Below are 25,161 nucleotides of genomic sequence, written 5' to 3'. Positions count from 1 at the left end.
GCTTGTGGTTGCAGGCGATCGACAGGTCCGGCGGCGCGCCCTTGCCGTAGAGCCGCGCGATATCGGCGACGATGCGGTTGCCCGACAGCGCCGCCATGCCGCGCAGCAGGTCGTGGAAGGCCTCTTGAGGCGGTTCGGGCGTCATGGGTCGGTCATCATCCGGGAAAGGCGGCGGACCATAGACATGCGCGGCCGCAAAAAACCAGCCATCGGGGCAAGATCAGCCCTTGTCGGGCACCTCGCCCCGCTCCTGCACCACCTCGGCCGCCGCAGTCACCTCGCCACCCGCCACCACGGGCACCGGCACGGCAACATCCTCGCGCTTGCGGCGGGCGATTTCCGGCGCGCTGGCGAAGCCATAGGCGGTCAGCGGTTTCTCGCGCCCCTTGATCGCGATCTTCAAGGGCGTCGTGCCTGCATAGCTGCGCACGCTCGCCCGGATCGTGTCCTCGGAGACCACGATATCGGCCAGCACCCGCCGCGTCGCCGATTCGAGCTGGCTTGCGACCATCACGGTCTCGCCGACCGTGATCTCGCGCCGGCCGAGATTGTCGTTCTCGACCGCACCGGTGATGGCGTCACCGGTATGGATGCCGATGCCGATCCTGAGCGGCAGCGGCAGCGCGGCGCCATATTCGCGGTTGAGGGCGTCGACCGCGCGGACGATATCGCCGGCGGCCGCGATCGCCGCCTGCGCCCCCCGGGCCGGTGCCCCCTCCAGGCCGAACACGGCCATGAAACCGTCACCGTAGAAGGCGTCGATCCGGCCTTCATGGGCCGTAATCGCCTGCCCCATCTCGTCGAAGAAGCGGTTGAGCAGGCCGATCAACTCGCGCGGCAATTGCCGCGCCGACAAGGCAGAGAAAGCCCGGAGATCGGCCACCACCACGGTCAGGCCGCGCTTGCCGGCGGCATCGTCGAGATCGAGCGATCGCGCCGAACCGGCATTGAGCCGCGAGGCCAGCAGGATCTGCACCTGCAAGTCGTCGCGCGGCCGGATCTGGCAGGCGAGCCGGACGCCTTCCGGCGCCGATATCCGTCGCAGCAGCTTGGCTTCGTTCGGACCGGGCTTCGGCAGCTTGTCGTTGCCGTCCATCACCAGCACGCGGCAGGTGGCGCAGCGCGCCCGCCCGCCGCAGAGCGCGGCATGGGGAATGTTGAAGCGCCGGAACATCTCCAGCACCGTCGGCCCCGGCGCCAGCCGGCGCGTGCCATGTCCGACGAAGCGCACCGTGATCTGGCGCGTCGTGCGGACCCTGACCTCCCGAATGCCGACGAAGAGCAGGAAGGAGGCGACCAGCCCGTAGAAGGCGCCCTTGCCCCACATCACGTCGCGGGCGAACATTGCAGCCTGCGCGTCGCTGACCAGCTCGGCCGGCATCGCCAGCCGCTCTGCCTCGCGCGCGCCGACCGAAAAGCCGATCAGCGCCAGAACCGGGATCAGGATCGCCGCCAGCAGGAACGGGTCGCGCCAGTAACGATAGCTGTCGCGGGCGCGCAGCATGAAATGGATGCCGATGATGCCATGCGTCCAGACCAGCAGCAGCAGCAGCGACTGCGTTAGCGCCAAACTCGGCCAGAGGCGGCGCAGCACCGAGCGATAGCTCTCGTCGACGCCGAAATAGATGCCCATGATCCGCGTGCTGATGATGTGGTCGACCAGCAGAAGCGGGATGGCGAGGCCGAGCGCGATCTGCAGCATCTCGCGCAGCGGCATCTTGAAGGTGCGCCGCTGCACCACCCGCAGCAGCGCAAAAAGTGGATGGACGATCAGTGCGCCATAGAGCGCGACCGTGCCCGGCCAGGAATGCCAGAAGCCGTAGCGCCAGTCCTGCACCTTCTCCATGGCCTCGACGCCGAGAATGCCGACCGCATGGTTGAGAAAATGCGTCGTCGCGAAGGCGAGCAGGATCAGGCCGGAGCCGAACCGGATATCCCGGCTCCAGGACGAAACCTGGTCCATGCCTGCGCTCATTCCGCTGCGGTGCGTGCCTGCAGCTTTCGGCCGGTTCATGCGCTGATCGACCTCGTCAAACGGTTTCGTGCTCTTGCAGCAGCACGGAGGCGAGACGGTGCACCCGCCCGGCCAGATCGCGGCAGACCGCGAGGCTGAATTCCGGCACGGTCTGGAGCAGCTCGAAGAACAGATCCTTGGGAATCCGTAGCGCCAGCACCCGCGACTTCGCGCTGACGGTCGCGATGAACGGCTTGTCGCTCAGCAACGAGACATCGCCGGTGATGCTGCCGGTATCCTTGACGAAGCGCCGCTCGTCGCCGTTCTCGCGCGGCTGCGAAATCTCGACCTCGCCTTCCATGATGACGTAGACGCCCGCGAGTCGCTCCTGGGGGCTGATCAGGACAGCGCCGGGCTCGAACTGCAAACGCTCGCCCATCAGGGCGACGAGCTTGAGCCGCGATGCCGGCATGTCCTGAAACAGCGGCAGGCCGCGCAGGCAGCCGATATCGTTTTCCAGACTCATGACCGCGCCTCCATACGCCCTGTGTTCTCGCGCCCGGTGTCCTCGAAGCGAGACGCCCGGTCGTTGGCCGCCTCGGGCGTGCCGCTCGCCTCGGCTGTCCCGGTCGCTCCGTGGAACACCACGCGCAGCGGAACTTCTCCCGCAAGATTAGCATCTCCGACCAGAAGAAACAGCGTCATGCCCGCGCAAGAGCTGCGCAACCGGGCGACGATGTCCTCGGGATCATCCGAGATCGCGAGCAGGGCAGATATGTCGAGCACCGCGATCTGCGGCGCCTTGACCAGCGCCTGAACCAGCGGGATCGCCTGGCGCAGCCTGACCGGCAGAAAGCGCCCGCGGATGCCACTCTCGGTATCGAGGCCGAGCCGGTAGAGCGCCTCTCCGAGCCCGGACCGGGACAACGCCTGCAGCACGATCTCGCCCACCTTGCGGACGGCGTCGGGCACGCCGTAGCCGATGCGCCCGAACATCAGGTTGTCGCGCACGCTGGCGCCGACCATCACCTTGTCGGGATCGTAGAAATCGACATCGTCGACCGCATCGGCCGGCAGATGCTTGCGGAAGCTCTCCCGCGCCCGCAGGATGCGCCGCTCCAGGCGGGTATCGATCAGGTTCAGCCTGTGCTTCGGCTCGATATAGCCGAGCGCCAGCGCGACGAGATCGCACTCCGTCTCCTGGTCGAGCGGATTGCGCATGTCATGCTTGGCGAGCAGGTCCGCAAGCTCGTTCAGGCGCTCGAACTCGAAATGCGCGCCGAATGAATAGCGCTCGAACAGCGCATGCCCTGATGGCAGGCCCGCGAAGATTTCGACCACGGTCGCGACGATACGCCCGCCCATCTCGGCCAGCGGCTCGATCAAGGCTTCCGCCTTCAGGATCGAATGGGCATAGGGTTCGAACAGCAGGGTCGTGCTGTCGAAACGCGTCGTGGTCCGCGTCCCGAAGATCAGGTTCTCGATGATCGGTGCATTGCGATTGTAGCGATCGAGCACGAAGGGCTCGATCAGGTCGCCCTGCTTGATCCGCGCGAGCTCGGCCGCAACCACACGGCGCGCCGCGATGATGCGCTCGACCGCCTGCGGGCTGACGGGGCGCATCACCTTGCCGCCGAGGCCGAGCTCGTAGACCTCCTGCGTGCAGCCGAACACATCGAGCAATTCGTGGATGCGCTGGGCGAGCTCGGCCGCATCGGTGACGCCGACCCCGGCATAATCGGTCCAGTCCGCCTCGAACGGAAAAGGCGAATTGCCCGAGCGGATCGCCTCGACGAAGCGGCGATGTTCCGGGGCGGATACCGCGCCGCCACCCTTCAGGTCGGGGCGCCTACGCCTGAGCGGAAGCAGGATATTGTCGCGCATCGAGCCGGCGATGATCTCCGGCTCATCGCCGGAATAACCGATGATATGGCTTGCCCGTTCGACGGACATGCCGGCCAGCGGCTCACCGTCGATCATCACCCGGCCGGTATAGCTCGTTACCTGGCGCCCCAGTATCCGCCCGAGCACGTCCTTGCCGCCACCCTGCGGGCCGATGACCGCGACCAAGCCCGGCCGCGGCACGCTGAACGAGAGCGGCGTCAAGAGCGGCTGACCGCGATTGTCCAGCATCTGCACGGATTCGAGCCTGATTTCGCCCTTCTCCGGCAAGGCCGTGACCCCGTTCTCCTCCTCGAGGACCAGTGTCTCGTCGCTGTTGAACTGCTGGATCACCTGGTCGTACTTGATCGTCACGTCGTTGCGCTGCTGATCCCAGTCGATCAGTTCCTTGATCGGCGGCGGCAGGTCGCGATAGGCGGCGATCACCGCGACGAGCTGGCCGATGTCGAGCCGCCCCTGCAGCGCGAAGAAACCGCCGATCGCGTAGAAGAAGAACGGCGTGATCTGGGCCAGCAGGTTGTTCAGGAACTTGACCGCGAATTTCCGCTTGTAGAGCGCGTAGCGGATGTCGAAGAGCCGGCCGAGCCGCCCGGCGATGTCGGACTGGACATAGGCCGTTGCGCCATGCCCCTGGATCATCGGCCCGGCATCGACGATCTCGCCGATCCGGCCCGCGAGCTGGCGCGAGGCGATCTGGCGTTCGCGGCCCAGCCTGAGCTGCTCGCGCCTGAGAATCGGGATGATGATCGCCTGCGCCAGCACGATCAGCAGCGCGATCGAGCCCAGCCAGAAGCTCTGCGCCATGATGAAGACGAGCGCCGTCAGCGCCTGGCTGAGCAGGAAGACCGGCTGGATGAAGGCATCGCCGACGAAGCCGCCGACCGGCTCGACCTCGTCCTTGATCATGCTGGCGATCTCGGCCGGCTTGACCGCGCGGATCTCCTCCGGCCGGAAGCGCATCAACTGGCTGAACAGGTCGTAGCGCATGCGCCGGAGCATCCGCTCGCCAAGAATGCCCTTGCGCACGTTGATGACGTATTTGAAGGCGCCGTTGATCAGCACCAGCAGCAGGAAATAGACGCTCAGCCCGATGAGCAGTCCGTATTGGCCGACCTGGAAGCCCTCCGACAGCTTGTAGCTGGCACCGCCGAGCCAGGACGGCATGTGGAGGGTGAAGTCCATCAGCGTGGCGGTGGTCTTGCCGTTCTTGAAGGCGCCGCCCTGGATTGCATCGTTGACGATGCGCTTGGGCACGTCGAAGGAAGCCCAGTTGAAGGGGATCGAGACAAGGATGATCAGCAGGACGATGACCTGCTCGGCCCGGCTCTTCTGCCAGATGTAACGGAAGAGATTCGACTCCAAAGGGCAACCCTGTACCGAAGCGCTCGCAGCGCGAGCTCGACCGGGTCCGGCGGGCCCGAAGCGACCATATGTGGTGAGGTTGCAGCCGAGTGCAATGCGCGCCACGCTGCGGCCATGCCCGCGTGGCAAACGGGGGATCGGACATTGTCGGGGGAAGCGTGAAGAGGGTTGTCGCGTCGGGAGCGCTCTGCTGCGTGGTAGCCCTCGGTCTGGCCGGCGCACCGGCTGCCCCCGCGGGCGCCGAGGCCGGCACCGACGCTGCTCGACGCATCCTGCACGACGGTTTCGATCAGGGGAGCTTCGCCCAGGAAGGGGGGCTTTTCTACAAGAACAACCCCGAACAGCGGGCCGGACGCGTGATTTTCGGCAATGCCGTGCCCTATCACGGCATCGGCATCCTGACCTTGATCGCAATGCCCTCCTGTCTGCCGCAATCTGTCGAATGCAGCGAGCGGGCGGAGGTCTGGGAACGCCCCGAGGTGCTTGCCCCCTATGACAGCACCGTGTGGTACGGCTTTGCCCTGCGCCTCAACGACCCGCTCCCCCAGGACGATCGCAGATATGTGATCGCGCAATGGAAGCGCGAGATCATCCCGGGCGCCGCCGGCGACTATTCGCCCTTCCTGGCGCTACGCCTTTATCGCGGCCGCCTCGGCATCACCGTCGAGACCGATCGGATTCGTTCCTATCCGATCGGCGGAGATGCGCGCCCCGGAGGGTGCCTTCCGGGCGAGGCCCTCGTGCTGGACAGGCCCGACACGCGCCAGACCCGCGCGCTCGTCGCCACGGAAGGCGGCACGACCCGCGAGAACTATCCGAGCTATTTCAATGCCTGCGCGCCCGGAATCCAGGTCACGGCCCATGCCGACCTGCCTTCGGCGCAGAAGGGCTGGATCGATTTCGTCATCCGCTCGCAGCCCGGTCCCAATGGCGACGGTCATATCGAGGTCATCGCAGACGGCATCCGCATCGTGACCGTGCAGGGCCATATCGGGCACAGCGGCCCGGGCCTCGACGACAACCAGTATTTCAAGATGGGTCCCTATCGCGCGCCGGCTTCCCTGCCCTGGAGCATCAGCTACGGCGATTTCCGGCGCGGGCCGCGTTGCAGCGATGTCATCCGCCTCGGGCAATGCCCGCCGGACGTGTCGAAAGCGATTGGCAAGCCAGCGCTTTCGACGTCTAGTGACGCGAAGAAAGGTGAGGAGCCCTAGAAGCTCCGGGGACGTACCATTTCGGACCATGGATATCCTACGTATCAGCGACCTGCGTATCGGCTTCACGATCCACGGCCTCGCCCGCGACGTCGTGAAGGGCGTGAGCCTGCGCGTCCCCGCGGGCAAGACCGTCGCCCTCGTCGGCGAATCCGGTTCCGGCAAATCGGTCATCTCCCAGGCCATCATGGGGCTCCTGCCCCGCGCCGGCAGCGTCACCGGCGGCGAGATCCTGTTCCGCGACCCGCAGGCCCCTGAGACGATCGTCGACATCGCGACGCTGCCTGCCGAGGGCGAAGGCATCCGCGATTTGCGCGGCGGGCGGATCGGCATGATCTTCCAGGAGCCGATGTCCTCGCTCTCGCCGGTCCATACGATCGGCAACCAGATCGAGGAGGCGCTGCTCCTGCATCGCCCGATGCCGAAGGCCCAGGCCCGCGAGCTGATCGAGGCGATGCTGAAGCGCGTCGGCTTCAAGAACCCGAAGCGCGCCTACGGCCTCTACTCCTTCGAGCTCTCCGGCGGCCTGCGCCAGCGCGCCATGCTCGCCATGGCACTGATCTGCCAGCCGGCGCTGCTGATCGCCGACGAGCCGACGACCGCGCTCGACGTCACCATCCAGGCCCAGGTGCTCGACCTGATGCGCGATCTCCAGGCCGAGATGGGCATGGCGATCCTGCTCATCACCCATGATCTCGGCGTCGTCGCCAACATGGCCGACGAGGTGGTTGTGATCTTCCACGGCGAGATCATGGAACGCGGCCCGGTCGAGGACATCTTCCGCCGCCCGCGTCACCCCTATCTCAAGGCCCTGCTCGACGCTTCCCCACATTTCGACATGCAGGACGGCGAGCGGCTGGTCGCCCTGCGCGAGGCGCGCCCGCGCCCGGTCGTGACCACGCCCCCGCCGACACCCTCGGCGGATGCAGCCCCGTTGCTCCGTGTCCGCGGCCTGCACAAGACCTATGTCACGGGCTCGCGCAGCTTCTTCGGCAAGGGCAGCCAGACCAGCGTGAAGGCCGTCGACGATGTCGGCTTCGACATCAGGCGCGGCGAATGCCTCGGTCTCGTCGGCGAGAGCGGCTGCGGCAAGACCACGGTCAGCAAGATCGTCATGCGCGCCGTCACGCCCGATTCCGGCGAGGTGATCTTCGACGACGGGCACGAGCGGGTCGACGTGCTCAAGCTGCGCGGCGAGGATCTCCGCCGTTTCCGCCCGCGCGTCCAGATGATCTTCCAGGACCCGGTCTCGTCGCTGTCGCCGCGCATGACCGTGATGAACATCCTGCGCGAGCCATTGGTCATCCACGGCCGGGGCGATGCAGACGAGCAGGACGAGCGTGTGCGCACGCTGATGCAGGATGTCGGACTCGATACCCGCTTCCTCAACCGCTACCCGCATTCCTTCTCCGGCGGCCAGCGCCAGCGCATCGGCATCGCCCGTGCGCTCGCGCTCGATCCGGAGCTGATCATCTGCGACGAGCCGGTCTCGGCGCTCGACGTCTCCGTGCAGGCGCAGATCCTCAACCTGCTCAAGGACCTGCAGGCCGAGCGCCACCTGACCTTCCTGTTCATCTCCCACAATCTCGCGGTGGTGAACTACATGGCGGACCGCATCGCGGTCATGGCCAATGGCCGGATCGTCGAGCTCGCGCCGCGCCACGTGCTCTTCACCCGCCCCGCTCATCCCTACACCAGGGCGCTGCTGCGCTCGGTGCCCTTCGCCGATCTCGACCGCCGGCTCGACTTCAAGCTGGCCGCGCCCGGCGGCGCCTCCGACGACAGCCACTGGGACAAGGCCTTCAAAGCAGGGCCGGACGAGGCGGCCCTGGCCCATCTCCCGCTCGGCGACGGCCATTACGTGCTTGCGCGGCCCAATGCGGATATCCGGGAGCTGGTGCCATGACGCAGCGCCGCCCGCATCCGACCCGCCGCACCGCGCTGCTGCTCGGCTCCGCCGCCGTCGCGGGCCTGAGCCTGCCGCGCCTGTCGCAGGCCGCGCCCTTCACGGGCACCGCGATCGACAGCCCGTTCTTCGCGGACAGGCTCACGGCCGGGACCTTGCCGCCACTCGCTGAGCGCCTGCCTGCCAATCCGCGCGTCATCGACCTGGAAGCCCTCGAGCGGCAATCCGGCCGCCATGGCGGCAATATCCGCATGCTGATGGGCGACCAGCGCGACATCCGCATGATGACGCTCTACGGCTACACCCGGCTGATGGTCTACGACCTCAAGCTGGATCTCGTGCCTGACGTGCTCGATAGCTGCGATGTCGAGGAAGGCCGCATCTTCACGCTGAGATTGCGCCAGGGCCATCGCTGGTCGGATGGGTCCCCCTTCACGTCGGAGGATTTCCGCTACTGGTGGGAGGACGTCGCCAACAACAAGCGGCTCTCGCCCGGTGGTCCGCCCCAGGCCCTGTTCTCGGCCAACGAACTGCCCATCTTCGAGGTGCTGAGCGAAACGGAGATCCGCTATAGCTGGAAGACGCCGAATCCGATCTTCCTGCCGGCGCTGGCAGGCGCGCAGCCGACCTATATCTTCATGCCCTCGGGCTATCTCAGGCAGTTCCACGAGAAGCACGCACCCAAGCCGGAATTGGCCCAGCGGGTGAAGGAGAACCGGGTACGCGACTGGGGCGCTCTGCACGAGCGGCTGTCGCGCATGTACCGGCCGGAAAACCCCAAGCTGCCGACGCTGGAGCCCTGGCGCAACACCACGGCTTTGCCGGCGGAGCAGTTCGTCTTCGAGCGCAATCCCTTCTTCCACCGTGTCGACGGCCAGGGCCGCCAACTCCCCTATGCCGACCAGGTGACGCTGACGATCGGCACCAGCTCGCTCGTCCCCGCCAAGGCAGCGGCCGGCGAGGCCGACCTCCAGGCTCGCTACATCCGCTTCGACAACTACACCTTCCTGAAGGAAGCCTCGAAGCGGATGAATTTTGACGTCAAGCTGTGGCGGCGGGCGGAAGGCGCCTATTTCGCGCTGATGCCGAACCTCAACGCCATCGACCCGGTCTGGCGCGACCTCAATCGCGATGTGCGCTATCGCCGCGCGATCTCGGTCGCGATCAACCGCAAGGACGTCAACAAGGTCATCTTCTTCGGGCTCGCCAAGGAAAGCGGTAACACCGCCCTGCCGGAAAGCCCGCTCTACGATGCCAAGCTCGCACAGCTCTGGACCCAGCACGATCCGGCCCTGGCCAACCGATTGCTCGACGAAATCGGTCTGACGAAGCGCGACGATGACGGCATCCGCCTGCTCCCCGACGGGCGCAGGCTGGAATTCACCATCGAGACGGCCGGCGAGAACACCGAGGAGACCGACATCCTCGACCTGCTCAAGCAGGATTTCATCGATGTCGGCATCAAGATCTACCCGCGGTCGAGCCAGCGCGACGTCTTCCGCCGCCGCATCGTCGCCGGCCAGACGGTGATGTCGGCCTGGGCCGGCATGGACAACGCGCTCGTCACCTCGGACATGGAGCCGGACGCCCTGGCGCCGACCTCCTCGGCGCAGTTCCAGTGGCCGCGCTGGGGACAGTTCATCGAGACCAGCGGCCGCGAGGGCGAGCGGCCGGCCCTGCCGGAGGTCGTCGAGCTCGTGCGGCTCTATGAGGAATGGCGGGTGAGCTCGACCCGCGACCAGCGCCGCGCCATCTGGCACAAGATGCTGGCGATCAATGCCGATGAGCTCTTCACCATCGGCGTGATCAACAGCACGTTGCAGCCGATCGTCGTCTCCAAGGATATGCGCAACGTCCCCGATGTGGGCCTCTACAGCTTCGAGCCCGGCGCCTTCATCGGCCGTTACATGCCCGACACCTTCTGGTTCGACCGGCCGAAGACCGATCAGCAAGAAAACAAGGCCTGATCCGTGCTGATCCGCTATATCCTCAAGCGCATCCTGCTCATGATCCCGACGCTGCTGGTCACCAGCGCGCTGATCTTCACCGTGATCAATCTGCCCGAAGGCGATTATTTCGAGACGCTCGCCGCCGAGATGCAGGCCCAGGGCGAGAAGGCGGACATGAGCCGCATCGAGTTCCTCAAGAAGGAATACGGTTTCGACAAGCCCCCGGTGGAACGCTACGTCTACTGGGTCGCTGGCCTGCTCCAGGGCGACATGGGCTATTCCTTCGAGTACCAGCGGCCGGTCCGGGAGATCGTCGGCGATCGCCTGCTGCTGACCATGATGGTGTCCTTCGCCACCATCATCTTCACCTGGATCGTCGCCTTCCCGATCGGCATCTATTCGGCCACGCACCAGTACAGCTGGGGCGATTACGGGCTGACCTTCCTCGGCCTTGTCGGGCTCGCCATCCCGCATTTCCTGCTGGCGCTGGTGTTCATGTATTTCGCCAATATCTGGTTCGGGACCTCGATCGGCGGCCTCGTCGACCCCGCCTATCTCAACCAGCCGATGAGCTGGGCCAAGCTCAAATCGGTGCTCGAGCATCTCTGGATTCCCGTCATCATCATCGGCGCCGGCGGCACCGCCGGCATGATCCGCGCGCTGCGCGCGAACCTGCTCGACGAGTTGCAGAAGCAGTATTACGTCACCGCCCGCGCCAAGGGCCTGCCACCCGGCAAGGCGCTGCGGAAATACCCATTGCGCCTCTCGCTCAACTTCTTCATCTCGGATATCGGCGATATCCTGCCCTCGATCGTCTCGGGCGCCGAGGTCGTCGCCATCGTGTTGTCGCTGCAGACCACCGGCCCGCTCCTGATCCGCGCCCTGCAGAGCCAGGACATGTATCTCGCCGGCTCCTTCCTGATGTTCCTCTCCTTCCTGACCGTGATCGGCGTGCTGATCTCGGATATCGCGCTGGCCATCCTCGATCCGCGCATCCGTCTCCAGGGAGCCGCGACCAAGTGAAGGCGACCACGCTCTGCCATCTACCGCCCGACGACGTCCCCCTGCCGCACGAGGTCTCGACGGCGCCGTTCGAGCCCTATGCCACCGAGGCGATGACGCCCGAGCAGGAGCGGGTCTATCTCGCATCGCAATGGCAGCTGATGTGGTGGAAATTCCGCAAGCACCGACTCGCGGTCATCTCCGCCATGGTGATCTTCGCGATCTACGCCATGGCGGCCTTCGCCGAATTCCTCGCGCCCTATCACTACACGACGCGCAATACCGACTTCATCCGGGCGCCCAGCCAGAGCATCCATCTCTTCCACGAGGGCCAATTCGTCGGCCCCTTCGTCTACCCCTATACGATGCGCCTCAACATGGAGAACCTGAAGCGCGAGTACGAGGTCGACACCACGCGCCCTGAAAAGCTGCGCTTCTTCTGCAAGGGCGACGACTACACGTTCTGGGGCCTGATCCCCGGCAACACGCATCTCGTCTGCCCGCCCGAGGGCGGCACCTTCTTCTTCCTCGGCTCGGACCGGCTCGGCCGCGACATGCTCTCGCGCATTCTCTATGGCGGGCGCATCTCGCTCTCGATCGGCCTGCTCGGCGTCTCCGTCTCCTTCGTGCTCGGCGTCATCATCGGCGGCATCGCCGGCTATTATGGCGGCCGTGTCGACCTCATCATTCAGCGCATCATCGAGATCGTGCAGTCGCTGCCGCATATCCCGCTCTGGCTGGCGTTGGCTTCGATCCTGCCGCCGTCCTGGAGCCCGCTGCTGGTCTATTTCGGCATCACGGTGATCCTCGGCCTGATGGATTGGACCGGGCTTGCGCGTTCGGTTCGGTCCAAGCTGCTCGCGCTGCGCGAGGAGGACTATGTCGTCGCCGCCCAGCTCATGGGGGCGAAGCCGCGCCGCATCATCGCCCTGCATCTGGTGCCCGGCTTCATGAGCCATCTCATCGCCTCGGCCACGATCACCATTCCCCGGACGATCCTCGGCGAGACCGCGCTATCCTTCCTCGGACTGGGTTTGAGACCTCCGATCACCAGCTGGGGCGTGATGCTCAACGAAGCCCAGAACATCAATGTTGTGGCGCTTTACCCCTGGCTGCTCTATCCGGTCGTGCCCGTGATCGTGATCATCCTCGCCTTCAATTTCCTTGGCGATGGCCTGCGCGACGCGGCCGACCCCTATCGCTGACGTAAAACAGGCATCGCCACCCCTACGAAGCTCCCTTGCGTATCGCGTTCCACACCCCGCTCAATCCGGTCGACGACGGCGGCGTCTCCGGCGACCGCCGCATGGCGCGCCAGTTGATCGCCGCGCTCGAAAGCCTCGGCCATGTCGTCGAGCCCGTCGTGGCACTGAAGACCTATTTTCGCGAAGCCGATCCCGAGCGCTTCGCCCGCTACGTGGACGATTCCGCGCGCCTGCGCGGCGCTCTGCTCGCCGGATACGAGAAGGGGCAGCCGCGCCCGGATCTCTGGTTCACCTACCATAACTACTATCGCTCTCCGGACTTCCTCGGCCCGGAGATTGCGGCAGAGCTCGGCATTCCCTATGTCACCGCCGAATCGAGCGATTCGAGGCGGCGTGCGACCGGGCCATGGGCCGCGCAGACGGAAGTCGTGCGGCATGGGCTCGCGGCCGGCGACGTCCATTTCTTCTTCACCGACCGCGACCGGCAAGGCCTCGAACCCTGGCGGAACGCGGGAACGGCCCTGCTCCCCCTGCCCCCCTTCGTTGAGCTCGGCCCGGATCACTCCGTGCGCGCCGACCAAGCCGGCCCTCCGCGTCTGGTCACCGTCGCCATGATGCGCGCCGGCGCCAAGCTCAGTAGCTATCTCGCGCTCGCACGTATCCTCGATCGCTGCCGGGACGAGGACTGGACTCTGAGCATCATCGGCGACGGGCCTTGCCGCGCCGAGATCGAAGCCGCTTTCGCCCACCTGCCCGAAGGCCGCATCACCTGGCATGGCCAGCGCGAACGCGAGGCGACACAGGCCGAACTCGCCCAGAGCGACATCTTCATCTGGCCCGGCATCGGCGAGGCTTATGGCCTGGTCTATCTCGAAGCCCAGGCCGCAGGCCTGCCGGTCGTCGCCTTCGACAGCGGCGGGGTCGCCGAGACAGTCAGGACCGGCGAAACCGCCCTCCTCGTACCCGAACACGACGAGGAAGCCCTGGCCGCTGCGCTGACCAGCCTGCTGCGCGACAGAACCCTGCGCGAAAGCATGGGCACAGCCGCACGCCGCTTCATCCGCAGCGAGCGAACGACGGAGCGCGCAGCCGAAAGACTGGCCGAGGGCCTCGCCGTCGCCGTTCGAAACCGCAGCGCCAAGCCGCGCGGGAAAGCCTCATCATGAACGCCGCACCCTGGCAGGCTCTCACACTCGAACTCGACCGCTGGAGCGCAGACAGCCGAACTATCGGCCTCTGGCTGCGCGACGACGATGCCGTCGCGCCGAGCCCGGCGCTCGACCGCCTCTCCGGCCTTGCCGAACGTTTCGCGGCCCCCATCCTGCTCGCGGTCATTCCCCTGCTGGCCGAGCCTGCGCTGGTGGCCGCACTGCGCGGCAAACCGTTGCTGCGCCCCTGCCAGCATGGCGTCATCCATCGCAATCACGCTCCTGCCGGCAGCAAGAAATCGGAATTCGGCCCAGAACGCGCCGCAGCCGATGTCGATGCGGAGATCGCGCAAGGCTGGCAGCGCCTGTGCGATCTCCTCGGCGACGAGGCCTTGCCGATCTTCGTGCCGCCTTGGAACCGCATCGGGCAGGATCACGCAGCACGGCTCGGCACGCTCGGCTTCGCCGGGCTGTCCTGTTTCCGCGACTATCGCCATGGCCCGAGAGGAGGTCCGCGCCTGCTCAACACCCATGTCGACATCATGGATTGGCACGGCGGCCGCATCGGGCGTGCTGCCGCGGATATCCTGACCGAATTCACCGCCCTGCTCGCGGAGAAGCGGCAAGGCGACACCGGTGACGTCACCATGGGTCTGCTGCTGCATCATCGTGACCACGACGAGACTGCCTGGTCGGTCCTCTCGGACTTCCTGCGCGCGGCCGATCATCCAGCCGTCCGGGTCATCGATCCCGGCACGCTCATCCAGCCGCCTGCAGCCGCTCTACAAGACGTTCCCCGCTTACGATGACGTGATCCGCACCCCGCGGATTATCGCGACAGACAGCCATGCGACGGGCTTGGATCGTCCAAGGTGACTCGCTATAACCGCTCAAGAGTTTTTCCAACTGCGTTCGTCCTCGCCAAGAGGTCGTCTGGCCTTTTCCGGAGGGCGACGTTCCGATGCCTTCAAACGTCGTCGATCTCGCCGGCGCCGAGCGCGCGCCGCGCAGTCCGCATGCGCCGCGCGTCCTGATCTACAGCCACGACACTTTCGGGCTCGGTCATATCCGTCGCTGCCGCGCCATCGCCAATGCGCTCATCGCGAGCTTCCCGCATATCTCGGTGATCATCGTCTCCGGCTCGTCGGTGATCTCGAGCTTCCAGTTCGGTGACGGTGTCGACTATGTCCGCATCCCCGGCGTCGAGAAGCAGAGCGACGGCAGCTACGAGCCGCACCATCTCAATCTCGACCTCGGCGACACCATCCGCCTGCGCGCCGATATCATCAAGCAGACCGTGCTGTCCTTCGATCCCGACGTGGTCATCGTCGACAAGGAGCCCGTCGGCCTGCGCGGCGAACTGAAGCCTTCGCTCGACATCCTGCGCCGGCGCGGCGCGCGCATCGTGCTCGGCCTGCGCGACGTGCTGGACGAACCCGGCGCGGTGCTGGAGGAGTGGAGCCGCAACGGCGCGCTGGAAGCGCTGGACACCGTCTATGACGATATCTTCGTCTACGGGCTGGAGAACGTCTACCAGCCCCTGACCGGCCTGCCGGGCCAGCAGCGCTTCGCCGACAAGGTCCGCTACATGGGCTATCTCAAGCGCGCGGTGCCGAGCCCGATGCCGCCGAACCGCTATCCGCGCATCACCAAGCAGCCCTTCGTCCTGGTCACGCCGGGCGGCGGCGGCGACGGCGCCGGCGTGATCGACTGGGTGATCTCGGCCTATGAGGCCGACCCGACGATCGAATTGCCCGCCCTCATCGTCTTCGGCCCTTTCATGTCGCGCGAGAAGCGCAAGGAATTCGCCGAGCGCATCGCCCGCAATCCCAAGCTCGAGGGGCTCGGCTTCGAGCCGCGCCTCGAACTGCTGATGAACCGGGCGCATTGCGTCGTCGCCATGGGCGGCTACAACACCTTCTGCGAGATCCTGTCCTTCGATAAGCCGGCCCTGATCGTCCCACGCGTCAAGCCACGCCTCGAACAGGCGATCCGGGCCGGCCGCGCCGACGAGCTCAAACTGGTCGATACCCTTTACGACCCCTCCCAGACCGGCGAAGGCGAGCGCGATCCCCTCGTGATGGCCGCAGCACTCCACGCCTTGCCGCGACGCCCGCCCCCGTCGCAGGCCTTTATGCCGGACCTGCTCGACGGCTTGCCCGCGATCAGCCGGGCGCTCGCCAACGACCTATCGCTGCCTGTCCGCGGCCGTGCGCTCGCCCAGACGGCTGCGACGAGCTGACCCACGGTTCAATCCGCGCATAGGCCATCAGAGCGCTGGCCAACGCCCTCCCCCCACCTTAAGCCTGTCTCCCATGACGTTTTCGAACACCCTCGTGTCCGTCGCGGTCGGCGCCGTCGCCATCGTGCTCCTGCTCGGGCTCATCAACATGCTGCGCGGCGGCAGCGCCAACACCTCGCAGCGGCTGATGCGGCTGCGCGTCATCCTGCAATTCCTCGCGATCGTCCTGATTGTCATCGTCCTGTGGTGGCGCAACGGCTAAAAGCCGCAGCATTTCGCGCAAGCCATTGAAATTGCGTGATAGCCTGACTGCTCTCGCTGTGGACGAAGGCTCGGCTTGCCGGGCTTCGCCACATTCCGAACACGAGTATGTGTGTTTCACTAACGCCTGCTCACACATGTATTGCCGAAGGCCCATGGTCCGCGTCGCGTTGCTGCCTCTTGCCGTCTGCCTGGTCGTTTCTGCCGCCTCCGCGCAGACCCGGTCCTTCTCCGGCAGTGTCTCCAGCTACGCTCCCGCCACCGAGGCGCCCGCCCCTGCCTGGGAAGCGCGCGTCGGCGCTGGCCTCGCCAACCCCGGCGGGCGCGAGAGCGGTCTGCCGAACCTGAGTGCGGACCTGCTGTCCCCCCGTCTCATTCCCCTCAGCGACCGGATCGCCGCAGCCTTCATCCCCCGCTTCAACATGGGCGCCAGCGTCAACCTCAACGGCACCCGCTATGCCTATGCCGGCGCGACCTGGTCCTTCGACGTGACCCGCGACATCTTCGTCGAAGCCAGCCTCGGCGCCGCGCTGAACGATGGCAAGACCGGCCTCGTCGTTCCCGAGAACCGCCTCGCGGTCGGTTGCAACACCGGCACGCGCGAAGCTGCCGCCCTCGGCTTCCGGCTGTCGGACCGCTGGAGCCTCGTCACGACGCTCGAGCATTTCAGCGCGACCGGCTGCTCCGACAAGCCGGGCACGACCAGCCGTGGTCCCGCCAATTTCGGCGCGAAACTCGGTTACACTTTCTGACGTAGGTCCGCGGCGGAAACGCGCTTCCGTCCTGCTCGGGCCGCGCTATAAGCGTGGCATGGTCAAGCTCAACCGCATCTACACGCGCACCGGCGACAACGGCACGACCGGGCTGACAAGTGGCCCACGCCGGCCCAAATTCGACCTGCGCGTCGCCGCCTACGGTACCGTCGACGAGACCAATGCCTGCATCGGCCTCGCCCGCCTGCACGCGGCGACGGAAGACGCTCGGGTCGATGCCATGCTCGGCCGCATCAGCAACGATCTCTTCGACCTCGGCGCGGATCTCTCGACGCCCGAGACCGATAAGCCCCTCGCCTTCGAGCCGTTGCGGATCGTCCAGGCGCAGGTCGACCGGATCGAGGCCGAGATCGACGAGCTGAATGCAACGCTTAGCCCGCTGCGCTCCTTCGTGCTGCCCGGCGGCACGCCGGCCGCGACCCATCTCCACCTCGCCCGCACCGTCAGCCGCCGGGCGGAGCGCCTGATGACCGAGCTTGCCGCGACCGAAGGCGAGGCGGTCGCCGCACCCGCGCTGAAATACATCAACCGTCTCTCGGACTTCCTGTTCGTCGCCTCCCGCTATCTCAATGCCAAGGCATCCGGCGACGTGCTCTGGGTGCCCGGCCAGAACCGCTGAGATCAGCCATGTTCGTCCCCTTGCATGACGGCGTGCCGCTGCGCTTCATGCGAACGCCTTACATCACCTACGGACTGATCGGCGCCTGCATCGCCTTGCAGATCGCGCTGCAATTCTGGCCGAGCCAGGAAGCGGAACTGGCGATCATGGCCGGCTTCGGCATGATTCCCTCGGTGCTGTTCGGCACGGCGCAACTGCCGGAGGGCCTCGCCCATGTCCCGGCCTGGCTCACCCTGTTCACCAACGTGCTGCTGCACGCCAATGTCGCCCATCTCGTCGGGAATATGCTGTTCCTCTGGGTCTTCGGCGACAATGTCGAGGATGCGATGGGCCATGCCCGCTTCCTCGCCTTCTTTTTCCTCTGCGGGCTCGGCGGATCGCTCTTCCACGCCGGCATTTATCCCGATTCGGAGCAGCCCCTTATCGGCGCGTCTGGCGCCATCTCCGGCGTCATCGCCTCCTATCTGATGATCTATCCGCAGGTCCGCATCTGGGGCCTCGCCTTCAACTGGATTCCGATTCACATCCCCGCCTTCTATGCGCTCGGCGGCTGGATCCTGCTGCAGGCCGCGTCCGCCCTGTTCGGCACCGACGGCAATGTCGGCTGGTGGGCGCATCTTGGCGGGCTGGCGACGGGCGCCGCGCTGACCCCGCTCTTCGTGCACCGCAGCATCGCCCTGTTCGGGCGCAAGGCCAGCCATGGCTGAAGCCGCGCTGTTTTGCCTCCGAGCCGGGCCTGGACGGACGTTGACAAGCGCAAACGGGCGTCGTTACGGTCCCAACGCATTCCAGCCGAGGGCCGCGATGCCGCTGTCCTGCCGTCAGGGACGGTGCGGCGCGAGGCTCATCTCTTCTGAACGGTGATCTGGCGATGAAGATCTTGGTGCCCGTCAAGCGGGTGGTTGATTACAACGTGAAGATCCGCGTGAAAGCGGACGGTTCTGGCGTCGAGCTCGCCAACGTCAAGATGTCGATGAACCCGTTCGACGAGATCGCGGTCGAAGAAGCGCTACGCTTGAAGGAAGCCGGCAAGGCGACCGAGGTGGTCGTGGTTTCGATCGGCCCGGCGCAGGCAGCCGAGACGATCCGCACCGGCCTCGCCATGGGCGCCGATCGCGGCATCCTCGTGAAGGTCGATGGCATCGTCGAGCCGCTCGCCGTCGCCAAACTGCTGAAGAAGGTCGTCGAGCAGGAGGCCCCGGGGCTTGTCATCCTCGGCAAGCAGGCGATCGACGACGATTGCAACCAGACCGGCCAGATGCTCGCAGCCCTGCTCGGCTGGGGCCAGGGCACCTTCGCTTCGAAGGTCGAGCTTGGCACCGACAGCGTCGACGTCACCCGCGAGGTCGATGGCGGCCTGCAGACGGTCTCGCTCAAGCTGCCGGCGATCGTCACCACGGATCTCCGCCTCAACGAGCCGCGCTATGCCTCGCTGCCGAACATCATGAAGGCGAAGAAGAAGCCGCTCGACGAGACCACGGCCGAGACGCTCGGCGTCGATGTCTCGCCGCGCCTGAAAGTTCTGAAGACGGTCGAGCCCGCTGGCCGCTCGGCCGGCGTCAAGGTGGCGAACGCCGCCGAACTCGTCTCCAAGCTCAAGACCGCCGGGGTGATCTGATGACCACGCTGCTGATCGCCGAACACGACAACGCCTCCATCAAGGATGCCACGACCAAGGCGCTGACCGCCGCCGCCAAGCTCGGCGCCCCCGTCCATGTCCTCGTCGCCGGCCAGGGCGCCAAGGGCGCGGCCGATGCCGCCGCCAAGCTTGCGGGCGTCGAGAAGGTGCTGCTCGCCGATGACGCGGCCTACAGCCACGCGCTGGCCGAGCCGCTCGCGGCGCTGATCGTCAAGCTCGCTGGCAATTACGACGCTATCGTCGCGCCCTCGACCACGACCGGCAAGAATGTGCTGCCGCGCGTCGCGGCCCTGCTCGACGTGATGCAGGTCTCGGATGTCAGCGCGATCGTCTCGCCCGACACCTTCGAGCGCCCGGTCTACGCCGGCAACGCGATCCAGACCGTGCAGTCGACCGACGCGAAGAAGCTCCTGACCATCCGCACCGCCTCCTTCGCGGCGGCGGGCGAAGGCGGCTCGGCCGCGGTCGAGAGCGTCTCGGCGGGTGAAAACCCCGGCAATTCGTCCTTCAAGGGCGAGGAGGTCGCGAAGTCCGATCGTCCGGAGCTGGCCTCGGCCAAGATCATCATCTCCGGCGGCCGCGCGCTGGCCTCGGCCGAGAATTTCGGCAAAGTGATCGAGCCGGTCGCCGACAAGCTCGGTGCCGCGATGGGCGCCTCGCGCGCCGCGGTCGATGCCGGCTACGCCCCGAACGACTGGCAGGTCGGCCAGACCGGCAAGGTCGTCGCTCCCGAGCTCTATATCGCCGTCGGCATCTCCGGCGCGATCCAGCATCTCGCCGGCATGAAGGATTCCAAGGTCATCGTCGCCATCAACAAGGACGAGGAGGCCCCGATCTTCCAAATCGCCGATTACGGCCTCGTCGGCGACCTGTTCACGGTCCTGCCCGAGCTCGACGCCGAACTCGCCAAAGCCGGCAAGTAGGGCCGGCGCACCCTTCCGGGCCGCCTTCGGGCGGCCCGCTCCGCTCCTGCGGGAGCCTGAACGTTTCATCCGGGATCAAACCATGTCGGACCACGCGATCAAGACGATCGGCATCATCGGGGCAGGCCAGATGGGCAATGGCATCGCCCATGTCGCGGCGGCCGCCGGCTTCGACATCCGGCTGCATGACATCGCCGAGGATCGGATCAACGCCGCGCTCGCGACGATCGACGGCAACATGGCTCGTCAGGTCTCGAAGGGCGCCCTCGCGGAGGACGAGCGCCGCGCCGCGATCGCCCGCATCCAGCCCGCCATCGGCCTGGCCGATCTCGGCGATTGCGATCTCGTGATCGAGGCCGCGACCGAAAACGAGGAGATCAAGCGCAAGATCTTCACCGCGGTCTGCCCGCATCTGCGCCCCGACGCGATCCTCGCCTCGAACACCTCCTCGATCTCGATCACGCGCCTTGCCGCGGCGACCGATCGCCCCGAGCATTTCATCGGCATCCATTTCATGAACCCGGTGCCGTTGATGCAGCTCGTCGAGCTGATCCGCGGCATCGCCACCGATGACGGCACCTTCGAGCGCGCCAAGAGCCTCGTCGGCAGCCTGCACAAGACCGTCTCGGTCTCCGAGGATTTCCCGGCCTTCATCGTCAACCGCATCCTGCTGCCGATGATCAACGAGGCCGTCTACACGCTTTACGAGGGCGTCGGCTCGGTCGATGCGATCGACACCGCCATGCGGCTCGGCGCCAACCATCCGATGGGCCCGCTCCAGCTCGCCGATTTCATCGGCCTCGATACCTGCCTTTCGGTGATGCAGGTGCTCCATGACGGGCTGGCCGATTCGAAATATCGTCCCTGCCCGCTCCTCGTGAAATATGTCGAAGCCGGCTGGCTCGGCCGCAAGACCAAGCGCGGTTTCTACGACTATCGCGGCGAGAAGCCCGTCCCGACCCGCTGACGAATCGGGCCGGCGGCGCGAAAACGCCGGGAAACCGGCCGCATTTCATCACAATCGACCATTTCACTGCCGCGGATGAGGCTTATCCTCGCCCGCACGCAGATGCCTGTTGCAAGCGCAACAAGTTCCTTCACATTCCTGTCGTCTCGCGCTTACATTGATCACAGGGCGGGATTCGTCCCGCTTGGCGAAGCGGAGGTGCGACGGGTTTGACGGCGCATGTGATGCATCCGATGGCGTCGCCGGACGGTTGTCCGGCACTGGTCCTGAACGCCGATTTCCGGCCGCTCAGCTACTATCCCTTGTCTCTTTGGAGTTGGCAGGACGCGATCAAGGCGGTCTTCATGGATCGCGTCAACATCGTCTCCGAATATGACACCGTCGTCCGCAGTCCGAGCTTCGACATGCGGCTGCCTTCGGTGGTTTCGCTCAAGAGCTATATCAAGCCCTCGCGTACCCCGGCATTCACCCGTTTCAACGTCTTCCTGCGCGATCGCTTCGCCTGCCAGTACTGCAATACCCGTGAGGAACTGACCTTCGACCATGTCATCCCGCGCTCGAAGGGTGGCCTGACGACCTGGGAGAACGTCGTCGCCGCCTGCTCGCCCTGCAACCTGCGCAAGGGCGACAAGATGCCGGCCGCGGTCGAGATGTTCCCGGCCCAGAAACCCTATGCGCCGACGGTCAACGACCTCCACCGCAACGGCAAGCTCTTCCCGCCGAATTATCTGCACGAGAGCTGGCTCGACTATCTCTACTGGGATTCGGAGCTGGAGCCGTAAGGCTTGGCGCCGACGCGTTCCGCGTCATAGCGCATGCCGAGGATGGCCTGCCTCCGAGCGGAGGACGCGAGGGCAGAGCCATGCCCAAACGGCCTGCTCGCGGGCCGTAAAGATCATCGAACAGACCGGACACCGCTGTTATTCTGCATTCGAAAGAATGATTATTTAATTTATCGGCGCTATTGAGCCACTGCGGTTACTGAGGGTCTTTCTTGCATGGCTTCGCTTTCGCCGGATGAATTCAGGTCGTCGATCGACCTCGAAAGCCGCAAATTCCATATGAAATCCTATTTCGAGAGCAGCTTTTACCGGCAGTACCGTTCAGCCAACATGGTGCTGAACAGTCTGGGACGCAGCCCTCGCATCCTTTCCTTGGGAGCCGGCGGCGCTTTCGTCGAGGAAATCGCCCAGAAGCGCCTCGATGCTTCAGTTTTCGTTGTCGATTTCGCGGAAACGCTGAAGATCGAAAGCGCACTTTACGGAAATTTCGCCGGCATGTTCGCGGGCGATATCTCGGCGCCGGATTGGGTCTCGCCCCTCGACGAGGTCGATGCGGTCTTCTGGTTCGACAATATCGAGCATCTGCGCATCGACCCGACCAAAATCCTGCGGAAATTGCGCTCGGCGCTGTCGGAAAACGGCCAGGTCTTCATCACGACGGATAATTTCGCGCGGCTGAGGAACATCCTGAAGCTGATCTTCAACCGCTCGATCGTCGCGTTGCCGCAAGACCTGTTCGCCGACGTCGATTTCGAGCACGAATATGTCCATCGGCGCGAATACACCCGGCCCGAGCTGGAAGCCTGCCTGGCCAATGCCGGGTTGAAGCTCGTCGAGGTCGAGATGCTCTGGCAGAGCCCGTCCGAAAGCCTGAAGAAGCTGCCGTTCCGGACCTTCGAATATCTGTTCCCGCGCTTCCGCCCGCATATGCTGATCCGGGCGCGGAAGGCATAGGCCGCCGCCCGCGAACTACGCGGCGCCAGTACGCCCGCGCAGCAGCCCGAACACCGCCAGCAGGAAAAGCCCCGCCGAAACCAGCGCATTCCAGCCAGCGAGCGACAGGCCGAGGAAGCGCCAGGCGGCTTCCGAACAGGCGACGATCCGCGTCGTCTGCAACTGCTTCATGAAATCCTGCATCCCGCTCGCAGCCGCAGCCGCGCCGCCGCAATCGTTCGGCCCCATGAACCAGCCCCATTCGACGCCGGCATGATAGAAGCCGAGGCTGGTGCTCCAGGCCATCAGCGCGGCCAAGCCCAGCAGGACGAGCCATTGCAAGCGCGGCGAGCGTGCCAGGACGAGTCCGGCCAGCGCCAGCCCGATCGCAGCGTAATGCGGCATGCGCTGCTCGAGGCAGAGCTTGCAGGGCCTCAGGTGCAGAACCAGCTCGAAGAACCAGGCCCCGGCGATCAGCGCCAGGCTCACGACGCCAATGAGGGTGATCAGTTGCCGCGAACTGGGCAGACGACGCGAAGCGGGAGCAGCGGTGAGGGAAGCGGTCATGGCGGGCTCAGCAGGAGAGAAACTGGCCCGACCCTGCGACGAGCTTGAGGCCGAAATAAAGCAGGATCAGCACGGCAGCGCCCAGCACGGCGATCACTTTCAGGCGACGTTCGATGAAATGGCGGATCGTGTCGCCATAGCGTCGAAGCAGGAAGGCGAGCGCGAAAAAGCGCGCACCGCGGGCCAGCACGCAGGAGATGACGAAGAAGGTCAGGCCGATATGGACGGCGCCGGCCAGGATCGTCACCACCTTGATCGGCGGTAGATGGGCAAGGCCGGAGGTGGTCAACAGGATCAGCGTCGTGTCCGGTCCCGCACAGGCCTTGAGCGTCTCGAAGGCGCCGAGCTTGCCGTAGAAGGCCAGAACCGGCTTGGCCAGGGCCTCGAAAGCATAATAGCCGATCACATAGCCCAGGATGCCGCCCAGCACCGAGAACAGCGTCGCGATGAAGGCCAGGCGATAGGCCCGCTGTGGCCGGGCGAGCGCCATCGGCACGAACAGCACATCGGCCGGGATCAGGAAGAACGAGCTCTCGACGAAGGCGACGACCGCCAGCCAGAGCTCCGCCCGGGGCCGGGCGGCGAGCGACATCGTCCATTCATAGAGGCGCTTGAGCATGGCGCGCTCTAGAGCATGCGGCCGCCGGTGACGCAACGGCTTCGACGGCCGCGGGTGGCACCTCGTCGTGTGGTCGCCGCCCGGTTTGGCCTCGACGACCAAATACCTTGGCGCTCACGCGTCGAAACCTGCTGGAATGCCGCTCGCGCCGATTGACCAGCATCGACCGATCGCTATAGTCCGCCCGCCTGAAAGGGCCCCTGTGGCGGAATTGGTAGACGCGCTCGACTCAAAATCGAGTTCCGCAAGGAGTGCTGGTTCGATCCCGGCCAGGGGCACCATTTCCCTCATCTCGTACGAACACGCTGCGCTCATCGTTCCGGTGAGCGGCGCGACCGGGCTGCACACGGCCGCCCGCGCGGGATTCGGCCCTTCGCAATGAAGCGCATCGAATGAAGGCGCTCCCGGCCGTGACTGCTTGGCCGCGGCGCCCCGCAGGCACCGCCGAATTCCTATAAAATTCCTATTCTGCGGCGTCCTGGGCCGTCTCGAACGGCTATGCCGCCAGCACGATAATCCACGCCATGGTCGATCCGCTTGCGCCCTCACTTCCCGCAGGGAGGCAAATGCGCGCGCCTCGACCCATCGGTAACGCCCGGTCGAAAGGACCACGGCAATGGATATCGCCATGCTCGCGCTCGGTCTCGGCTTCTTCGCGGCAGCCCTCGCCTATGTCTCGGCCTGCAACGCGCTCTGAAGGAGCCTCCCATGTTCGTCGATTATCTCCTCGGCGGCGCGGTGACTGCGGTCCTGCTCGTCTACCTCACCTATGCGCTGCTGCGCCCCGAGCGCTTCTGAGCGCCGGCGCGAGCTGAGAAAGCCATCCCATGACACTCCCTGGCTGGATCCAGATCCTCATCTTCTGCGCGATCGTGCTCGCTTTGGTGAAGCCGCTCGGCAGCTACATGACGCGCGTCTTCAAGGGCGAGCGGACATTCCTCTCCCCCGTGCTCGCCCCGGTCGAGCGTGGGCTTTATGCGCTCGCCGGCACGCATGAGCGCGAAGAGCAGCACTCGAGCGCCTATGCCGCCGCGCTGCTGCTGTTCAACCTTGCCGGCCTGCTACTGCTCTACGCGCTGCAGCGCTTTCAGGGTCTGCTGCCGCTGAACCCGGACGGCATGAGTGCGGTCGCGCCCGATCTCGCCTTCAACACGGCGGTGAGCTTCGTCACCAACACCAACTGGCAGGGCTATG

At 65.7% G+C, this 25,161-nt stretch carries 24 protein-coding genes and 1 tRNA gene; 20 read left to right on the top strand and 5 right to left on the bottom strand.

Features of this window, described 5'->3' with window-relative positions:
- Nucleotides 1–220: 220 nt before the first annotated feature.
- From Q0Q36_RS21780 to Q0Q36_RS21770, 3 genes are all read right to left on the bottom strand, one after another.
- Entirely contained in the window at nucleotides 221–1,963 is a 1,743-nt protein-coding gene (locus Q0Q36_RS21780) for an adenylate/guanylate cyclase domain-containing protein (RefSeq protein ID WP_293801402.1), read from the bottom strand.
- Nucleotides 1,964–2,030: 67 nt separating this feature from the next.
- Nucleotides 2,031–2,480 (bottom strand): Crp/Fnr family transcriptional regulator, encoded by a 450-nt coding sequence (locus Q0Q36_RS21775; protein WP_293801400.1) that lies wholly within the window; start codon nucleotides 2,478–2,480, stop codon nucleotides 2,031–2,033.
- The gene (locus Q0Q36_RS21770) at nucleotides 2,477–5,218 is read right to left on the bottom strand and encodes an ABC transporter ATP-binding protein/permease (protein WP_293801398.1); all 2,742 of its coding nucleotides are present in this window, start codon (nucleotides 5,216–5,218) and stop codon (nucleotides 2,477–2,479) included. Before Q0Q36_RS21770 ends, Q0Q36_RS21775 begins: the two co-directional genes overlap by 4 nt.
- A 194-nt stretch (nucleotides 5,219–5,412) precedes the next feature.
- On the opposite strand from Q0Q36_RS21770, the gene Q0Q36_RS21765 reads away from it, so the two are divergent.
- The 17 genes from Q0Q36_RS21765 (at nucleotide 5,413) to Q0Q36_RS21685 (ending at nucleotide 22,802) form a co-directional block, all read left to right on the top strand.
- Entirely contained in the window at nucleotides 5,413–6,432 is a 1,020-nt protein-coding gene (locus tag Q0Q36_RS21765) for a polysaccharide lyase (RefSeq protein ID WP_293801396.1), read from the top strand.
- 28 nt (nucleotides 6,433–6,460) lie between these two features.
- Entirely contained in the window at nucleotides 6,461–8,338 is a 1,878-nt protein-coding gene (locus Q0Q36_RS21760; protein ID WP_293801394.1) for an ABC transporter ATP-binding protein, read from the top strand.
- Complete coding sequence (locus Q0Q36_RS21755; RefSeq protein WP_293801392.1) at nucleotides 8,335–10,305, top strand: ABC transporter substrate-binding protein; 1,971 nt, start codon at nucleotides 8,335–8,337, stop codon at nucleotides 10,303–10,305. The genes Q0Q36_RS21760 and Q0Q36_RS21755 overlap by 4 nt, the downstream gene beginning before the upstream one ends.
- Nucleotides 10,306–10,311: 6 nt before the next feature.
- On the top strand, nucleotides 10,312–11,310 hold the full coding sequence (locus tag Q0Q36_RS21750) for an ABC transporter permease (RefSeq protein ID WP_293801404.1): 999 nt from the start codon (nucleotides 10,312–10,314) through the stop codon (nucleotides 11,308–11,310).
- Nucleotides 11,307–12,494, top strand: coding sequence for an ABC transporter permease (locus Q0Q36_RS21745; RefSeq protein ID WP_293801390.1), 1,188 nt, complete (start codon nucleotides 11,307–11,309; stop codon nucleotides 12,492–12,494). Before Q0Q36_RS21750 ends, Q0Q36_RS21745 begins: the two co-directional genes overlap by 4 nt.
- A 35-nt stretch (nucleotides 12,495–12,529) precedes the next feature.
- Nucleotides 12,530–13,660 (top strand): glycosyltransferase family 4 protein, encoded by a 1,131-nt coding sequence (locus Q0Q36_RS21740; RefSeq protein ID WP_293801388.1) that lies wholly within the window; start codon nucleotides 12,530–12,532, stop codon nucleotides 13,658–13,660.
- A complete protein-coding gene (locus Q0Q36_RS21735) occupies nucleotides 13,657–14,451 on the top strand; it encodes a polysaccharide deacetylase family protein (protein WP_293801386.1) in 795 nt (264 codons plus the stop codon). The genes Q0Q36_RS21740 and Q0Q36_RS21735 overlap by 4 nt, the downstream gene beginning before the upstream one ends.
- Before the next feature lie 152 nt (nucleotides 14,452–14,603).
- Nucleotides 14,604–15,884 carry a glycosyltransferase gene (locus Q0Q36_RS21730; protein ID WP_293801384.1) on the top strand — a complete coding sequence of 427 codons (1,281 nt, stop codon included), beginning with the start codon at nucleotides 14,604–14,606 and terminating at the stop codon, nucleotides 15,882–15,884.
- Between the two features lie 73 nt (nucleotides 15,885–15,957).
- A complete protein-coding gene (locus Q0Q36_RS21725; RefSeq protein ID WP_265056226.1) occupies nucleotides 15,958–16,146 on the top strand; it encodes a twin transmembrane helix small protein in 189 nt (62 codons plus the stop codon).
- Nucleotides 16,147–16,300: 154 nt separating this feature from the next.
- Nucleotides 16,301–16,897: an acyloxyacyl hydrolase gene (locus Q0Q36_RS21720; protein ID WP_293801382.1), complete on the top strand. Its 597-nt coding sequence runs from the start codon at nucleotides 16,301–16,303 to the stop codon at nucleotides 16,895–16,897.
- Nucleotides 16,898–16,955: 58 nt separating this feature from the next.
- Nucleotides 16,956–17,537, top strand: a complete 582-nt coding sequence (locus Q0Q36_RS21715; RefSeq protein WP_293801380.1) for a cob(I)yrinic acid a,c-diamide adenosyltransferase — start codon at nucleotides 16,956–16,958, stop codon at nucleotides 17,535–17,537.
- A gap of 8 nt (nucleotides 17,538–17,545) precedes the next feature.
- Nucleotides 17,546–18,244: a rhomboid family intramembrane serine protease gene (locus tag Q0Q36_RS21710; protein WP_293801378.1), complete on the top strand. Its 699-nt coding sequence runs from the start codon at nucleotides 17,546–17,548 to the stop codon at nucleotides 18,242–18,244.
- A gap of 164 nt (nucleotides 18,245–18,408) precedes the next feature.
- Nucleotides 18,409–19,155 carry an electron transfer flavoprotein subunit beta/FixA family protein gene (locus Q0Q36_RS21705; RefSeq protein ID WP_293801376.1) on the top strand — a complete coding sequence of 249 codons (747 nt, stop codon included), beginning with the start codon at nucleotides 18,409–18,411 and terminating at the stop codon, nucleotides 19,153–19,155.
- Nucleotides 19,155–20,099, top strand: a complete 945-nt coding sequence (locus tag Q0Q36_RS21700; protein WP_293801374.1) for an FAD-binding protein — start codon at nucleotides 19,155–19,157, stop codon at nucleotides 20,097–20,099. Before Q0Q36_RS21705 ends, Q0Q36_RS21700 begins: the two co-directional genes overlap by 1 nt.
- An 82-nt stretch (nucleotides 20,100–20,181) precedes the next feature.
- Nucleotides 20,182–21,066, top strand: coding sequence for a 3-hydroxybutyryl-CoA dehydrogenase (locus Q0Q36_RS21695; protein ID WP_293801372.1), 885 nt, complete (start codon nucleotides 20,182–20,184; stop codon nucleotides 21,064–21,066).
- A 224-nt stretch (nucleotides 21,067–21,290) separates the two neighbouring features.
- The gene (locus Q0Q36_RS21690) at nucleotides 21,291–21,848 is read left to right on the top strand and encodes an HNH endonuclease (protein WP_173044100.1); all 558 of its coding nucleotides are present in this window, start codon (nucleotides 21,291–21,293) and stop codon (nucleotides 21,846–21,848) included.
- A gap of 216 nt (nucleotides 21,849–22,064) precedes the next feature.
- Nucleotides 22,065–22,802, top strand: coding sequence for a methyltransferase domain-containing protein (locus Q0Q36_RS21685; protein ID WP_293801369.1), 738 nt, complete (start codon nucleotides 22,065–22,067; stop codon nucleotides 22,800–22,802).
- A gap of 15 nt (nucleotides 22,803–22,817) precedes the next feature.
- On the opposite strand, the gene Q0Q36_RS21680 is transcribed toward Q0Q36_RS21685, so the two are convergent.
- Together Q0Q36_RS21680 and Q0Q36_RS21675 are read right to left on the bottom strand one after the other, a co-directional pair.
- Nucleotides 22,818–23,348, bottom strand: coding sequence for a disulfide bond formation protein B (locus tag Q0Q36_RS21680; RefSeq protein WP_293801367.1), 531 nt, complete (start codon nucleotides 23,346–23,348; stop codon nucleotides 22,818–22,820).
- Nucleotides 23,349–23,355: 7 nt separating this feature from the next.
- Complete coding sequence (locus Q0Q36_RS21675) at nucleotides 23,356–23,967, bottom strand: YqaA family protein (protein ID WP_293801365.1); 612 nt, start codon at nucleotides 23,965–23,967, stop codon at nucleotides 23,356–23,358.
- Between the two features lie 196 nt (nucleotides 23,968–24,163).
- On the opposite strand from Q0Q36_RS21675, the gene Q0Q36_RS21670 reads away from it, so the two are divergent.
- The 3 genes from Q0Q36_RS21670 to Q0Q36_RS21660 all read left to right on the top strand — a co-directional run.
- Nucleotides 24,164–24,248 (top strand) — tRNA-Leu (locus Q0Q36_RS21670).
- A 427-nt stretch (nucleotides 24,249–24,675) separates the two neighbouring features.
- The gene (locus tag Q0Q36_RS21665; protein WP_173044066.1) at nucleotides 24,676–24,765 is read left to right on the top strand and encodes a K(+)-transporting ATPase subunit F; all 90 of its coding nucleotides are present in this window, start codon (nucleotides 24,676–24,678) and stop codon (nucleotides 24,763–24,765) included.
- A 29-nt stretch (nucleotides 24,766–24,794) separates the two neighbouring features.
- Nucleotides 24,795–25,161, top strand: a 367-nt coding sequence (locus Q0Q36_RS21660; protein WP_293801358.1) for a potassium-transporting ATPase subunit KdpA, incomplete at its 3' end; no start/stop codon positions are given.

This window comes from uncultured Allobosea sp., from assembly GCF_945957345.1.
In the GTDB taxonomy this organism is placed as follows: domain Bacteria; phylum Pseudomonadota; class Alphaproteobacteria; order Rhizobiales; family Beijerinckiaceae; genus Allobosea.
Note: the sequence above shows the minus strand (reverse complement) of the source record. Positions and strands in the feature narration are given on the sequence as shown.